Genomic DNA, 14412 nt, shown 5'->3' on the forward strand with positions numbered 1-14412 from the left:
GTGACGTGTTTACGGGTTTGGCCTATCAGGTGCCGACCGACAGGGAAATGGCTGGAGTTGCCAATATGACTATCCGCAACGGCGTCGTCGAAGCGATCGGCAACACCCCCCTGATCAAATTGAAGCGTGCCTCGCAGGAAACCGGCTGCGAAATCCTCGGCAAGGCCGAGTTCATGAACCCCGGCCAGTCGGTCAAGGACCGCGCCGCGCTCGCCATCATCCGCGACGCCGAAAAGAGCGGCGCGCTCCGCCCCGGCGGCGTCATCGTCGAGGGCACGGCCGGCAATACCGGCATCGGCCTGGCGCTGGTCGGCAATGCGCTCGGTTATCGCTCGGTGATCGTCATCCCGGAGACGCAGAGCCAGGAAAAGAAGGACATGCTGCGGCTCGCCGGCGCGACCCTGGTCGAGGTGCCGGCCGTCGGCTACGTCAACCCGAACAACTATGTGAAGGTCTCCGGCCGCCTCGCCGAGGAACTGGCGAAGACTGAGGCCAATGGCGCGATCTGGGCCAACCAGTTCGACAATGTCGCCAATCGCCAGGGCCATATCGAGACGACTGGCCCGGAAATCTGGCAGCAGACCGACGGCAAGGTCGACGGCTTCGTCAGCGCCGTCGGCACTGGCGGAACGCTCGCCGGCGTCGCCATCGCGCTGAAAGGCTTCAACCCGAAGATCCGTATCGCCCTCGCCGACCCGATGGGCGCGGCGCTTTATGCCTACTATACCACCGGCGAGCTCAAGGCTGAGGGTTCCTCGATCACCGAGGGTATCGGCCAGGGCCGGATCACCAGGAACATCGAGGGCGCGCCGATCGATGTCGCCTTCCAGATTCCGGATGAGGAGGCGATCCCGCTCTGCTTCCAGCTGCTGGAGGAAGAGGGTCTCTGCCTCGGTGGTTCCTCCGGCATCAACGTCGCCGGCGCGATCCGGCTGGCGAAGGAGATGGGCCCCGGCCACACCATCGTGACCATCCTCGCCGATTACGGCACGCGCTATCAGTCGAAGCTCTTCAACCCGGAATTCCTGCGCTCGAAGAACCTGCCGGTGCCCGGCTGGCTCGAACGCGATGGCGGGCTGAAGGACGTGCTGGCCAAGGTGATGGCCTGAAATCGGCCCGACTGAGGGCTGTCCTCGCGGCTCATGAAGGCTCAGGCCCTCCTCCCGCTTGCGGTGGGGAGGGTTGGGTGGGGGCAGCGCCGCTTGGCGTTGCCCTAAAAGAAGCTCCGAGCCCTGCTTTCCGGCCCCCATCCCTAATCCTTCCCCACCGCAAGCGGGGAAGGGAACGCGCACCGCCTTAAGCGCTCGCCCCAGCCGGGGCGCCGGCGTCGATCGCCTCGATGTCGCCGACGCGGTCATACTGTGCCTGATCGAGCATGCCCTGCCGCTTGGCGACGATGGTCGGCACCAGGGCCTGGCCAGCGACGTTCACGGCGGTGCGGCCCATGTCGAGGATCGGGTCGATGGCGAGCAGCAGGCCGACGCCGGCGAGCGGCAGGCCGAGTGTCGACAGCGTCAGCGTCAGCATCACCGTCGCGCCAGTGAGCCCGGCGGTCGCGGCCGAGCCGATGACCGAGACGAAGGCGATCAGCACATATTCCTGCAGGCCGAGCGGGACGCCGTAGAACTGCGCGACGAAGATCGCAGAGATCGCCGGGTAGATCGCGGCGCAGCCGTCCATCTTGGTGGTCGCGCCGAGCGGCACGGCGAAGGCGGCGTATTCCCGGGGCACGCCGAGGCTCTTCTCGGTCACGGTCTCGGTCACCGGCAAGGTGCCGACCGAGGAGCGCGAGACGAAGCCGAGCTGGATCGCCGGCCAGGCGCCCGCGAAGAAGCGCAGCGGCGAAAGCCCGTGCAGGACGAGCAAGGTCGGGTAGACGATCAGCAGCACGATGGCGAGACCGAGATAGATCGCGAAGGCGTACCAGGAGAGCTGCTGCAGGGTCTGCCAGCCATATTGCGCCACGGCATTGCCGAGCAAGCCGATGGTGCCGATCGGCGTCAGCCGGATCACCCACCACAGGATCTTGCGGACGATCGCCAGTAGCGACTCGTTGAAGGCAAGGAAGCTGTTGGCGCGCTCGCCGACCTTCAGCGCCGCGACGCCGATGACGATCGAGATGACAAGGAGCTGCAACACGTTGAAGCCGAGCCTTGTGGTCGCCGCCCCGCCATCGATCCGGGTCGAGGCCTGCAGGCCGAAGACGTTGGCAGGCACGAGCCCCTTCAGGAAATCGAGCCAGGAACCGACCGAGCCGGGCGCCTTGGCGCTGGCGGCAAGCACGCCCGAATTGATTCCGGGCTGGATGATGAGGCCGAGCGCGATGCCGATCAGCACCGCGATGAAGGCGGTGAGCGCGAACCAGAGCAGCGTCTGCCAGACCAGCGCGGCCGCGTTGGAGAGCTGCCGGAGATTGCTGATCGAGGCGACGATCGCCGTGAAGATCAGCGGCGGCACCAGGGCCTGCAGCAATTGGACGAAGATCGAGCCGATCGTCGCAAGCGTCGTCGTCAGCCCATTCGGCTGCCCGGCCGCATCGGGGCCGATATTGCGCGCGACCCAGCCGAGCACGAGCCCGATCACCATGGCGGCCAGAACCTGGAATCCGAAGCTCGCATAGAACGGCTTGGCGCCGGCGGTCGCCGCACCGGCTCGGGACGTCGTCGTGGTCATGGCAGGATCTCGTCAATCACCGCAGCGCGGCAAAAATGCATGCCCGTTTTATAGGCGTTGTCGCAGCTTGCGGGAAGCTGAAGACTTCCATTCACATCGACTGTCCGAACGGTTGAACTCGCCTCCGCACCCTCAGAAATCATACCCACTCAACCTATACATTCGCAGCGCTACACAACAATAATGCGATGAAGTCGCCCTCCTCCACCAATAGCACTTACAGCCTCAAACACTGCATCTCCAAATGAGTTCGCGGTTTTAGTCAGCCCTGCTCCGTCTTGACTCGAACTAAAGCGCTTAATGAGCTCCGCTTCTGGTACAGAAGTAGCCGTCAAAAACGTTTCATACCTCCGCAGCAACTCAACTAATGTTTCTCGTACGATACCGTCGGCCATCTCCTTCGCGATATACTCTACCCTCTGCGTGGGCGTCATCCCGCACATGAGCTTGGCATCATCAGGAGATACAGTTTTCTTCTCGCCAAAGATATACAAGAGAAAAATCAATGCAGAATAACATGTCATAAGCCTACTATACTTCAGCTTATAGTTTTTTATCTTCCTCTTGATCCTCTTCTCTTCAGGCTCCCTTTCGGTTCTGGCTTCATAGTTCACACAAAAGGTCCGCCAGAGTCGCAATATATCGTTCACTAAAAAAGCAGGAGCAAAATCGCCAGAATGATCTGGATAATCACCCCAATACGCGCCAATAACGGATTCGATCACCTCCTCGTATATCGACACCCCAACTAATGGCGAGCTTTCTAAAAGCAAAAGTAGTCGGGCCGTAAACGTATTTGTTACATCATCCTCCGGCGTTCCTAATGATTTTGTAAGTTGATTTACAGAATAATGCTGTAAATACTTACCATCTCCGTCAAAATCCGGTATTCCCATTCGGCGGGTTTGATTTATAAGATCAGCCTTTATACAAATTTCATCGAGTCTTTTCAAACTCGGACGATCTGTTCCATCTTCCATCAGTCGACTACGGCCGACTATGAACAGGTCCAAATCGCTGCTTGATCCAGCCTCTTTCCTACCAAATGAGCCAGTCGCGTAAACACACGCTTTCTGTTCTAAAATTTTCTCAGAGTTCGCAAGAGCCTCTCTCAGCCTCGCGAAACGTTCGCTGGTGCTGAGGCGTCGTCTTTCAATCTCGCTCAAGATCCACTCCACTCAAATACATTTGCAAATATTTCAGCCTGTTCGATGGCGTCGTCAACTGCGTGATGAGTATGCGCTCTTCTGGAACGCAACATTTCGGGCACTTTCGAGCGGCTCGATTGCGAAATTGGTATATGCGCTTTCACCGCCAGCGCAGTCTTTATGTCAAAGCATTGCGAATGACCGAACGGAGAACCTTGCCTTGAGAAGCTTATAAAATACCAATATAACCATGCCCAATCAAAGCTCAGAGGATAAGCTACAAGAACTGGACGCGCGCTTCCGGCTATAGAGTTCACCCATTCAGCAGCATCTGTCATAGCGATTTCGGGTGAAACACCATTTAACAGCAACCGCGTACGATCTAAGCCATTTACCTGAAGCGCCTCTCTTTCAAAATTCTCAGAGATCGGCCTCAATTCAACGTAAAATCGTTTTGAATAATCACGAGGCCTCTGAAAATGCCGCCCATCGAACGATCCAGCGTACACAAGTGCGAACGAAAGAATTGAGTATGGCCCCGGGATTGGGCCATCGGTCTCAACATCCGCTGAAAAATATGCGTCCACCCGAGAGCTCATCTCATGAGATTGATTGGGAGAAACTTCACCGAAGCTACATTCCTCGCGCTGACGCTCGTCGGCTAAGTGGCTCATATCGTTCGATCCTATACGCGGACATTTTCGCACACCACGCTCTCCGAGGATATCCGAGTCGCACTTTCAGGACAGCGCAGAACGTCATCTCTTATGACCTGGAATGTGCTGATGATAGGACCATCCAACTCGCACTCCACAATTGCGCGCTCTGATAGGCATTTCATTCAGCGCAGCGGCCAGACCCAGAGGATCAGCGGCACGGCGAGCAGGATGACCAGGGCCGAGAGCGGCGCGCCGAGCCTGGCATAGTCGCCGAAGCGATAGCCGCCCGGCCCCATCACCAGCGTGTTGCACTGGTGGCCGATCGGCGTGAGGAAATCGCAGGCTGCGCCGATCGCGACCGCCATCAGGAAGGCGTCGGGATTGTAGCCGAGCGTCTTGGCGAAGCCGGCGCCGATCGGCGCCATCACCAGCACGGTCGCGGCATTGTTGAGGAAGGGCGTCACCGCCATGGCGGCGACGAGCATCAGGCCGACCGCGCCCCAGCCCGGCAGGCCAGCGCCGAGCTGCGCCAGCAAGCCAGCGAAGACATCGGTCGCGCCTGTGACACGCAGGCTGTCGCTGACCGGGATCAGCGCCGCCAGCATGATCAGGATCGGGGCCTCGACCGAGGCGTAGGCGTCGCGCAGCGTCAAGGCCCGCGTCACCAGCAGGAGCACCGCAGCGGCGAAGAAGGCGATCGCAACCGGCAGCAGTCCGAGCGCGACCACGGCGATCGTCGCGGCGACGATCGTTCCGGTGACGAGGCGGCGGCGTGCGCTGCCGAGCGCGAGACTGCGCGCCGCCAGCGGCAACAGGCCGAGCTCGCGCAGGCGCTCGGGCAGCAGTTCCTCGTCACCCTGCAGCAGGACGACGTCGCCGGCGCGCAGGCGGATGTCGCGCAGCCGTTCGGTGAAGCGCTCACCGGCGCGGCTGATGCCGAGCAGGTTGATGTGGAAGCGGGCGTGCAGATCGACCTGCGCGACGCTGAGGCCCTCCAGCAGCGAGCCCTGCGTGACGATCGCCTCGCCGGTGCGGGCGGGGTCGAGCGAGCCCTCGCGCTGTGTCGACCGGTGTTGGCCGACGAGCTCAAGATCGCCAACGGCGACGACGCGCTCCAATGCTTTGGGCTCGCCGCGCAGGAGCAGGATATCGCCGGCGCGTAGGCCGGCGTCGGGCAGCGGCGCCCGACGGCGCTCGCCATCGCGCAGGATCGCCGCGATTTCGACCTCGTCATCGCCCGGCTTCCTGAGATCGGCGACGGTCTTGCCGACAAGACTCCCCTTCTCAGAAATGCGCGCCTCGGTCACATAGTCCTTAATGTCGAGCGCCTGGTCGAGCGAGCGCGAGCCCTGGCGGTCCTTCGGCAGCAGCCGGTAGGCGACACTCAGGAAAGCGCAGCCGATGACCGCAATGCCGATGCCGACCGGCGTGAAGTCGAACATGGCGAAGGGCTCGCCGCCGAGCTCCTGCCTGACGCGCGCAACGATGACGTTCGGCGAGGTGCCGACCAGCGTGACGATACCGCCGAGCAATGAGGCGAAGGCCATCGGCATCAGGAAGACCGAGGGCGACTTCCCGTCCTTGCGAGCGAGCTGATAGGCGATCGGCAGCATCATCGCGAGCGCGCCGATGTTCTTGATGATCGCCGACATCGCGGCGACGACGAAGACGAGGACCGCGACCTGTGCCTGCGTCGAGCGCAGCGAAGGGGCGATGCGGGCGAGCGCGGTCTCGACGAGGCCCGAGCGCGCCACCGCGGCACTGACGATCAGGGCGCTCGCGACGATGATGACGATGTCGTCGGAGAAACCCTTGAAGGCCTCCTTGGCCGGGACGACGCCAAGCGCGACGCCGGCGAGCAGGGCCAGAAGTGCGACCACGTCATAGCGCAGCCTGCCCCAGACGAAGGCCGCCATCATCGCGGCGACCAGAGAGCAGGACAGAATCTGCGGCAGCGTCATCCGAGCAGACTAGCGGAAGGCGGCCCGCCCCGGCAGGGTCAGAGCCACTTCTTCCAGCGGAAGAACAGGTAGGGCAGGATCGCCGCGACCACCATGATCACGAGCGACATCGGATAGCCGAGTTCCCACTTCAACTCGGGCATCTTCTCGAAGTTCATGCCGTAGATCGAGGCGACGAGCGTCGGTGGCATGAAGACCACGGCGACGACCGAGAACAGCTTGATGATCTTGTTCTGCTCGATGCTGACCAGGCCGAGCGTCGCGTTCAGCATGAACTGCAGCTTGTTCGACAGGAAGGTGGCGTGCTCCTCGATCGCCTGGACGTCGCGGATCGCCGCGCGCCATTCCGGGGTGAAGCCGCTCGCCGCTTTCTTGGTGCGCTTGAAGTTGGCCGAGAGGTAGAGCAGCACGCGCTCGACCGAGACCATGCTCTCGCGCACATTCGAGATGATGTGCTCGTACTGGCCGATCTTGCGCACCACCGCCTGATAGACACGGCCCTGCTCGACGCTGGCGCTGTTGCCGTCGAAGATCTGGCGCGAGCGCAGGTCGATGCGGTCGCCGACGCCGCGCAATACCTCTGCGGCCCGGTCGACGATCGCCTCGATCAATCCCTCGATCACGCCGGCCGGCTCGAGCTCGCAGCCGCCGGGCTTGGTGACGCGGTTGAGGAAGATGTTGAACGCGCCCGGCTCGTCATAGCGCACCGTGACCAGCGCCTTCTCGGTGAGGATGAAGGTGACGTCGGCGAGCCGGGGCACACTGGTGTCCGATTGGCAGATGACGCGCAAGGTCATGTAATGCGCACCGTCCTCGGCATAGATCGTCTCGGAGGGCTCGAGATCGTGCATCTCTTCCTTGGTCGGAATCGAGATGCCGAGATGCTGCTCGACCTTGGCATCCTCGGCCGGCGTGGGATTGAGCAGGTCGATCCAGATCGAGCCCGGTGGAATCTCCTCCTCGACGGCGAGAGTCCGATGCACGAGCTTGTCGCCGCTCGTCTGGCAGATGCCGTGGATCAGGAGCATGGCCGGTCATCCGGAATCAGGCGCCCCTAGGCGCGGTTTGCACTGCACCAACTCCAAACGTCCTGCAGTGTCAAACCGATGACGCCGGCTCAGACCCCGCCCTTGACGCCCAGAGGCGGCGTCATCTCCTCGGGCACGAAGAAGTCCGGCATCAGCGGCACCGACGGGTCGACGCGGTAGGGCGTGAAATCGGTGACGCCCTCGCCGGCCATGAAGCTGTCGTCGATCAGGAAGTTGCCGGAGAAGCTGCGCGACGGCTTGTTGAAGACCATCCAGGCGGCGTCGGCGATCATCTCCGGGGTGCGGCTCGCCTGCACCATCTTGTCGCCGCCGAGCAGGTTCTGGACCGCGGCTGTCGCGATCGTTGTCCGCGGCCAGAGCGCGTTGACCGCGATACCCTTCGGCGCAAGCTCGCCGGCAAGGCCGAGCACGCACATGCTCATGCCGTATTTGGCCATGGTGTAGGCCAGATGCGGCGCGAACCAGCGCATCTTCATGTCGAGCGGCGGCGACAGCATCAGGATATGCGGGTTCTCAGCCTTCTCCAGATGGGGAATGGCGTATTTCGAGACCATGAAGGTGCCGCGCGTGTTGATCTGATGCATCAGATCGTAGCGCTTCATGTCGGTCATCTGCGTGTTGCTCAGCGAGATCGCGCTGGCATTGTTCACGACGATATCGATGCCGCCGAAGGTCTGAGCCGTCTTCGCGATCGCCTCCGCGACGCTCGCCTCGTCGCGGACGTCGACCATCAGCGGCAGGCATTTGCCACCGGCCGCCTCGATCTCGGCGGCGGCGGTATAGATCGTGCCCTCGAGCTTGGGATGCGGCTCGGCCGTCTTGGCGGCGATGGTGACATTGGCGCCGTCGCGCGCCGCCTTGATCGCGATGGCGAGCCCGATGCCGCGCGATCCGCCGGTGATGAAGAGCGTCTTGCCCTTGAGCGACATATTGGTCTCCTCCCTCATGAATTCTGCAAGCTGAAGCGATCCGGCTGCGTGCCGTCCGCATCGGTGAAGCCGTAGGCGCGCGCCAGATCGGCGACATGCAGCACCTGGCCGGCGTGGCGGGCGATATTCGGGTCGGCGGCGAGCGCTGCGACCGCCCGGCCGGCATAGAGCGGCGTCTCGGTCGTCTCGGCAGCCATGCCCGCGTCGCGCACCCGCTCGGTCAGGACATGGCCGGGCGAAAGCCCGAGCGCCGTGACGCCATAGGGCGAAAGCTCCTGCGCCATCGCCAGCGTCAGCCGGTTCATCGCCGTCTTGGCGAGATCGTAGAAGACATCGCCGAGATAGCCGCCGGCGGTATCGAAGCTCACCGTGACGATCAGGCCCTGGCGCATCTGCACCATCGCGGGAGCCACCGCACGCGCCAGCAGCAATTGCGCATAGACGCCACTCTCGAAGCTCTGGCCGAGCCGCGCGACGGGTCGGCGCCAGAACGGGGCGCCGAAGGCCGAACCGTCCGGATAGCGCTCGCCGTCGTAGCCTTCATTGCCGCCCCAGACCGCGTCGACGACACAATCGAGCCGGCCGAAACGGCGCAGGGACCAGGCGACGAGTTGATCGACCTCGCGCTCATTGGTGTGGTCGCAGCGATAGGGCTCGCCGCGGCCACCGGCGGCCTCGACCTCGCGGGCGGTGTCCTCGAAGGTTTCCGAGCGCTGGTCGGTGCGCGGCCCGGCCTCGCTGGAGCGGCCGGTGACGATCACTGTCCCACCCGCATGGCCGAGCGCCCTGGCGATACCACGCCCAAGCCCGCGCGAGGCGCCGGCGACGAGGCAGATTTTGCCGGCGAGCGGCTTCTGCGCGCTCTCATCGGTCATTGCAACAAGCCTCGCGAGCGGGCTGGCGCAATGCGATCGGCTCCGCTAGAAGCCCCCTCCCCCGAACGGCGAGGAGGATCATGGAAGCGAGCGACGTCGCGGCCTGCTGGGAGGCCAATGCCGAAACCTGGACCCGGCATGCGCGGGCCGGCTACGACCTTTACCGGGACGTCCAGAACACTCCGGCTTTCTTCGCGACCCTGCCTGATATCGCCGGATTGGCCGGCCTCGACATCGGCTGCGGCGAGGGCTCGAATACGCGCAAATTGGCTGAGGCCGGCGGGCGCATCACCGCGATCGACATCGCCCCGACCTTCATCCGCCACGCCCTGGAGATGGAGACCGCGAACCCGCTCGGGATCGCCTATCGCCTCGCCGACGGCATGGCGCTGCCCTTCGCTGACGCCAGCTTCGACTTCGCCACCGCCTTCATGTCGCTGATGGACATGCCGCGGCAGGATCTGGTCCTCGCCGAGGCCAGGCGCGTGCTGAAACCCGGAGGCTTCCTGCAGTTCTCGATCCTGCACCCCTGCTTCGCCGCGCCGGGCCGCAAGGTGATGCGTGACGAGGCCGGCACCGTGCTCGGCATCGAGGTGCGCGAATATTTCCGCGTCAGCGATGGCGAGATCGAGAGCTGGCGCTTCGGCGCCGCGCCGGCCGAGGAGAAGGCCAAGGTCGAGCCGTTCAGGGTGCCGCGCTTCCACCGCACGCTCAGTGACTGGGTCAACCTGCTGATCGCCGCCAGCTTCCAGCTCGAGCACATGCACGAGCCGAGCGTCGATGCTGAGACAGCCAAGGCCGTGCCCTATCTCGCCGACACCTACATCGCGCCGCTGTTCCTGCATATGCGCGTGCGGAAGCCTGTGAGAGCCTGACGTGGCCTCGTCGGCGAGATCGAAACGCGGGAGCCCTCCCCCCTTGTGGGGGAGGGTTGGGAGGGGGGTGACCGGGTGAGCGTTGAATCGCCAGCGTTCAGCCTCACGGCTGACTACCCCCCTCTCTAACTCTCCCCCACAAGGGGGGAGAGGACCTGTCGCGGTTGCCAGCTCATCTCGGAGAGCGGATCCTGCGAATCCCCATCCAGGGTGCTGCTCCGACAAAGAGAGCTGCACATTCACGCCGCGAAGACCGCAGCCGAATCCTCGACGGCGCCGGCGCCCTCCGTCACGGCGAGCTCCAGCGCGGTGGCTTCACCGACATGGTGCTCGGCATAGAAGCGGGCGGTGGCGAGCGCCGCGGCGCCCTGATCCTCGCCTCGCATCGCCAGCGCTTTCTTCGCCAGGCCGGTGCCGCCCTGGGCGAGCGCGAAGAGTTTGAGATAGGGCGTCGCACCGGCGAGCACGCTCGCCTGGTCGATGCCCATGGTCGCCAGCATCCATTGCGTGGCGCGTTCGAGCGAGTCGACCGCCGCACCGAGCCGCGCCGCGCTGTGGCCGAAGCCGGGCGTGTTGGCCTCGCGCACCTCGGCAACGACGCCGCGCATCTCGCCGATCAGCGCCTTGACCGCATCGCCATTGGAGAGCGGCAGCTTGCGCAGCACGAGGTCGATCGCCTGGATGCCGTTGGTGCCCTCATAGATCGTGGCGATGCGGGCGTCGCGCAGATGCTGGGCGGCGCCGGTCTCCTCGACATAGCCCATGCCGCCATGAACCTGGACGCCGATGGAGGCGACCTCGACGCCGATATCGGTGGCGTAGGCCTTGGCGACAGGCGTGATGATCGCAGCGCGTTCGGCCGCCGCCTTGCGCCTGGCCTCGTCGGTCTCGCGATGCGAACGGTCGAGCAAGGCGGCGAGCAGCAGCGAGAGCGTGCGCGCCGCTTGCGTCTTGGAGCGCATCTCCATCAACATGCGACGGATGTCGGGATGGACGATGATCGCGCTCATCGGAGCGCCCTTCGGCGCATCAAGCGCGGTGCCCTGCTTGCGCTCCTGCGCGAAGGCGAGCGCCTGCTGGTAGGCGCGCTCGGCGATGGCGACACCCTGCACCGCGACGTTGAGGCGGGCGTTGTTCATCATCGTGAACATGCAGGCGAGGCCGCGATTCTCCTCGCCGATCAGCCAGCCGATCGCCCCGCCCTCGTCGCCATAGCTCATCGCGCAGGTCGGCGAGGCATGGATGCCGAGCTTGTGCTCGACGCCGGTGCAGCGGACATCGTTGCGCGCGCCGAGCGAACCGTCGGCGTTGACCAGGTATTTCGGCACGAGGAAGAGCGAGATGCCGCGCGTGCCGGCCGGCGCGTCGGGCAGGCGGGCCAAGACGAGATGGACGATGTTGTCCGTCATCTCGTGATCGCCATAGGTGATGAAGATCTTCTGGCCGCTGATGCGATAGGTGCCGTCGCCGGCGCGCTCGGCCTTGGAGCGCAGCGCATTGAGGTCCGAGCCGGCCTGCGGCTCGGTCAGGTTCATCGTGCCCATCCACTCGCCGGAGACGAGCTTGGCGAGATAGGTCTCCTTGAGATAGTCGGAGCCATGGGCGTGCAGCGCCTCGATCGCGCCGACTGTCAGGAGCGGGCCGAGCGCGAAGGCGAAGGCGGCCGAATTCCACATCTCGGTACAGGCCGACTGCACCAGAACCGGCAGGGCCTGGCCGCCATAGGCTTCCGGCGCCGGCAGCGCGTTCCAGCCGCCTTTAGCCCAGGCGTGATAGGCTTCCTTCCAGCCCGGCGGCGTGACGACGATGCCGTCCTTGAGCCTGGAGCCGTGCCGGTCACCGACGATATTCAACGGAGCGAGCACGTCGCCGGCGAACCTCGCCGCCTCCTCCAGCACCGCCTCGGTGACGCCGTCGGCGAGTTCCGGAGCGAGTCCCTCGGCGATCAGGGCGTCGAGCCCTGCGACATGGCGCATCGTCGCCAGGATATCCTCGACCGGAGCACGGTACGACATCGCTTACCTCCCTCGGCGCCCGCGCATTCCCGCCGGGCATTCTGCTCGTTGCGTTTGACGGCGATGTTAGCGACGAACTATGCCCGCCGCCACGCGCCAGCCGGCGCAGGTTCGCGCATGCCGCGTCGGCATTGTTATAGTTTACATATGAACTTTCAAGAGCGCCCGTGACCGACCCTCGCCAGACACAGCGCCTTTCCGCCGACGAGGCTGGCATCGCCGCCGCCGCGGAACTGCTGCGCGCCGGCAGGCTGGTCGCGCTGCCGACCGAGACGGTCTACGGCCTCGCTGCCGATGCGAGCGACGATCGCGCGGTCGCCTCGATCTATGCCGCCAAGGAACGGCCGAGCTTCAATCCGCTGATCTCGCATCTGCCGGATGTGGACGCGGCACGGCGTCAGGGCATTTTCGATGCGCCCGCGCTGGCGCTGGCCAAGGCGTTCTGGCCGGGACCGCTGACCCTGGTCGTGCCGGCATCGAGCGGCTGCACGATCTGCAGCCTCGCCCGCGCCGGGCTCGACAGCGTCGCGCTCAGGGTGCCGTCACATCCGGTTGCACGCGCCGTGCTGCAGGCGGCCGGCCGGCCGATCGCCGCGCCCTCGGCCAATCGCTCGGGACGGGTCAGCCCGACGCAAGCCGAGCATGTGCTCGCCGATCTCGCCGGCCGCATCGACGCCGTGCTCGATGCCGGCCCGACGGCGGTCGGGGTCGAGTCCAGCATCGTCGCCTGCCTTGGCGGCGCTCCGCGCCTGCTGCGGCCCGGCGGCGTGCCGCGTGCGGCGCTGGAAGCGGCGATCGGGCAAGCGCTCGTCATCGTCGAGGAAGGCGGCGCCGCACCGCTCGCTCCGGGGCTGCTCGCCTCGCACTATGCGCCGCGAGCCGCAGTCAGGCTCGATGCCGATGCGCCACGATCGAGCGAGGCCTGGCTCGGCTTCGGGCCTGAGCCAACCGGCAGTGCCCGGCCGGCACTCGCCTTCAACCTCAGCCCCGCGGGCGATCTGACCGAGGCGGCAGCCAACCTCTTCGCCGCCCTTCGCCAACTCGACGATCGCGGCCCGAAGACGATCGCGGTTGCGCCAATCCCGATGCACGGCCTCGGCGAAGCGATCAACGACCGCCTGCGACGCGCCGCCGCGCCCCGCTGAGGCCCGCTGAGGCTCGGCGGGATCGCTTGCATCCGCTTGCATTTCCGCAAGATTCGGCAATGCTGCACGCCGACTCGTCGGAGAGTGGCCATTGTCGACGTCCAAGCTCGCCTGGGATGATTTCCGCCTGATCAAGGCGATCGCCGATGCCGGCGGGCTAACGGGGGCAGCTGCCGCGCTCGGTGTCAACCATTCGACCGTGTTCCGCCGGCTCGGCCAGGTCGAGGAGCAGGTCGGTCACGCCCTCTTCGAGCGACGCAAGACCGGCTATGTCGCAACCTCGGCCGGCGAGGAGATGACCACGCTCGCCTCGCGCATCGACGACGACGTCACCGCCTTCGGGCGCCGGCTCGCGGGGCGTGACCTCGCGCCGTCGGGCGAATTGCGGGTGACTACGACCGACACGCTCTATCTGCATGTGCTGCTGCCGATCTTCGCGGTATTCCGGGCGGCGCATCCGCTGATCCGGCTCGACGTCGTCATGGCGAGCCAGACGCTCAACCTGTCGCGCCGCGACGCCGACGTCGCCATCAGGGCCAGCGACTCACCGGGCGAGACGCTGGTCGGCCGGCGCCTCGGCAACCTCAACTGGGCCGTCTACGCCCGCGCCGACGCGCCGGCGACGGCCGCCGAGATCGCCGATCCGAAGCTGTTCTTCAGGCGTGACTGGGTCGCACTCGGTGACCCCCTCGGTTACGTCAAGGCGGCCCGCTATGTCCGCGACCATGTCCCGGCAGACCGGATCGCGCTGCGTTCCTCGGCCGTGCTCGGCCTGACGGAAGCGGTCGAACAGGGCATCGGCATCGGCCCCCTGCCCTGCTTCATCGCCGACCAGCGGGCAGGGCTGGTGCGATTGCTGCCGCCGGACCCGGACTTCTCGACCGGCCTGTGGATCCTGACCCATCCCGACATCAGGCACGCGCCGCGCGTCCGGGCCTTCATGGATTTCGTCGGCGGCGAGCTGGCCAAGCGCAAGGCGTTGCTCGAAGGAGCGGGCTGAACCTCAGCCGATCTCGACGACGATCCTGAGCAAGATCGTCGTCGTCATCGCTACGAGTCTGTCGCGGTCGAGATCACGGCGAA

12 protein-coding genes are annotated in these 14412 nt (G+C 65.0%); 4 read left to right on the forward strand and 8 right to left on the reverse strand.

Annotated elements, in window-relative coordinates:
• Positions 1–65 precede the first annotated feature (65 nt).
• Positions 66–1109: a cysteine synthase A gene (locus ACSQ24_RS18420; protein WP_436096075.1), complete on the forward strand. Its 1044-nt coding sequence runs from the start codon at positions 66–68 to the stop codon at positions 1107–1109.
• 187 nt (positions 1110–1296) lie between these two features.
• Here ACSQ24_RS18420 and ACSQ24_RS18425 read toward each other — a convergent pair whose 3' ends face one another.
• The 7 genes from ACSQ24_RS18425 to ACSQ24_RS18455 all read right to left on the reverse strand — a co-directional run bounded on the left by ACSQ24_RS18425 (position 1297) and on the right by ACSQ24_RS18455 (position 9294).
• Positions 1297–2673, reverse strand: coding sequence for a dicarboxylate/amino acid:cation symporter (locus ACSQ24_RS18425; protein WP_436096076.1), 1377 nt, complete (start codon positions 2671–2673; stop codon positions 1297–1299).
• 170 nt (positions 2674–2843) lie between these two features.
• Entirely contained in the window at positions 2844–3839 is a 996-nt protein-coding gene (locus tag ACSQ24_RS18430; protein ID WP_436096077.1) for a nucleotidyltransferase domain-containing protein, read from the reverse strand.
• Positions 3836–4495: an exonuclease gene (locus ACSQ24_RS18435; protein ID WP_436096078.1), complete on the reverse strand. Its 660-nt coding sequence runs from the start codon at positions 4493–4495 to the stop codon at positions 3836–3838. The genes ACSQ24_RS18430 and ACSQ24_RS18435 overlap by 4 nt, the downstream gene beginning before the upstream one ends.
• A 167-nt stretch (positions 4496–4662) precedes the next feature.
• The gene (locus tag ACSQ24_RS18440; RefSeq protein WP_436096079.1) at positions 4663–6441 is read right to left on the reverse strand and encodes an SLC13 family permease; all 1779 of its coding nucleotides are present in this window, start codon (positions 6439–6441) and stop codon (positions 4663–4665) included.
• A 38-nt stretch (positions 6442–6479) separates the two neighbouring features.
• The gene (locus ACSQ24_RS18445) at positions 6480–7469 is read right to left on the reverse strand and encodes a magnesium transporter CorA family protein (RefSeq protein ID WP_436096080.1); all 990 of its coding nucleotides are present in this window, start codon (positions 7467–7469) and stop codon (positions 6480–6482) included.
• An 89-nt stretch (positions 7470–7558) separates the two neighbouring features.
• On the reverse strand, positions 7559–8419 hold the full coding sequence (locus ACSQ24_RS18450) for an SDR family oxidoreductase (RefSeq protein ID WP_436096081.1): 861 nt from the start codon (positions 8417–8419) through the stop codon (positions 7559–7561).
• 14 nt (positions 8420–8433) lie between these two features.
• Positions 8434–9294, reverse strand: coding sequence for an SDR family NAD(P)-dependent oxidoreductase (locus ACSQ24_RS18455; protein ID WP_436096082.1), 861 nt, complete (start codon positions 9292–9294; stop codon positions 8434–8436).
• Positions 9295–9374: 80 nt separating this feature from the next.
• Between ACSQ24_RS18455 and ACSQ24_RS18460 the strand changes: the two genes are divergently transcribed.
• Positions 9375–10169, forward strand: a complete 795-nt coding sequence (locus ACSQ24_RS18460) for a class I SAM-dependent methyltransferase (protein WP_436096083.1) — start codon at positions 9375–9377, stop codon at positions 10167–10169.
• Positions 10170–10408: 239 nt separating this feature from the next.
• Here ACSQ24_RS18460 and ACSQ24_RS18465 read toward each other — a convergent pair whose 3' ends face one another.
• Positions 10409–12184, reverse strand: a complete 1776-nt coding sequence (locus tag ACSQ24_RS18465) for an acyl-CoA dehydrogenase (protein ID WP_436096084.1) — start codon at positions 12182–12184, stop codon at positions 10409–10411.
• A 167-nt stretch (positions 12185–12351) separates the two neighbouring features.
• Here ACSQ24_RS18465 and ACSQ24_RS18470 point away from each other — a divergent pair, with 167 nt between their 5' ends.
• Positions 12352–13329 (forward strand): L-threonylcarbamoyladenylate synthase, encoded by a 978-nt coding sequence (locus ACSQ24_RS18470; RefSeq protein ID WP_436096085.1) that lies wholly within the window; start codon positions 12352–12354, stop codon positions 13327–13329.
• Positions 13330–13420: 91 nt separating this feature from the next.
• The gene (locus tag ACSQ24_RS18475; protein WP_436096086.1) at positions 13421–14329 is read left to right on the forward strand and encodes a LysR family transcriptional regulator; all 909 of its coding nucleotides are present in this window, start codon (positions 13421–13423) and stop codon (positions 14327–14329) included.
• Positions 14330–14412: the final 83 nt, after the last annotated feature.

The sequence above is a fragment of the Allobosea sp. LjRoot237 genome (assembly GCF_964253285.1).
In the GTDB taxonomy this organism is placed as follows: domain Bacteria; phylum Pseudomonadota; class Alphaproteobacteria; order Rhizobiales; family Beijerinckiaceae; genus Allobosea.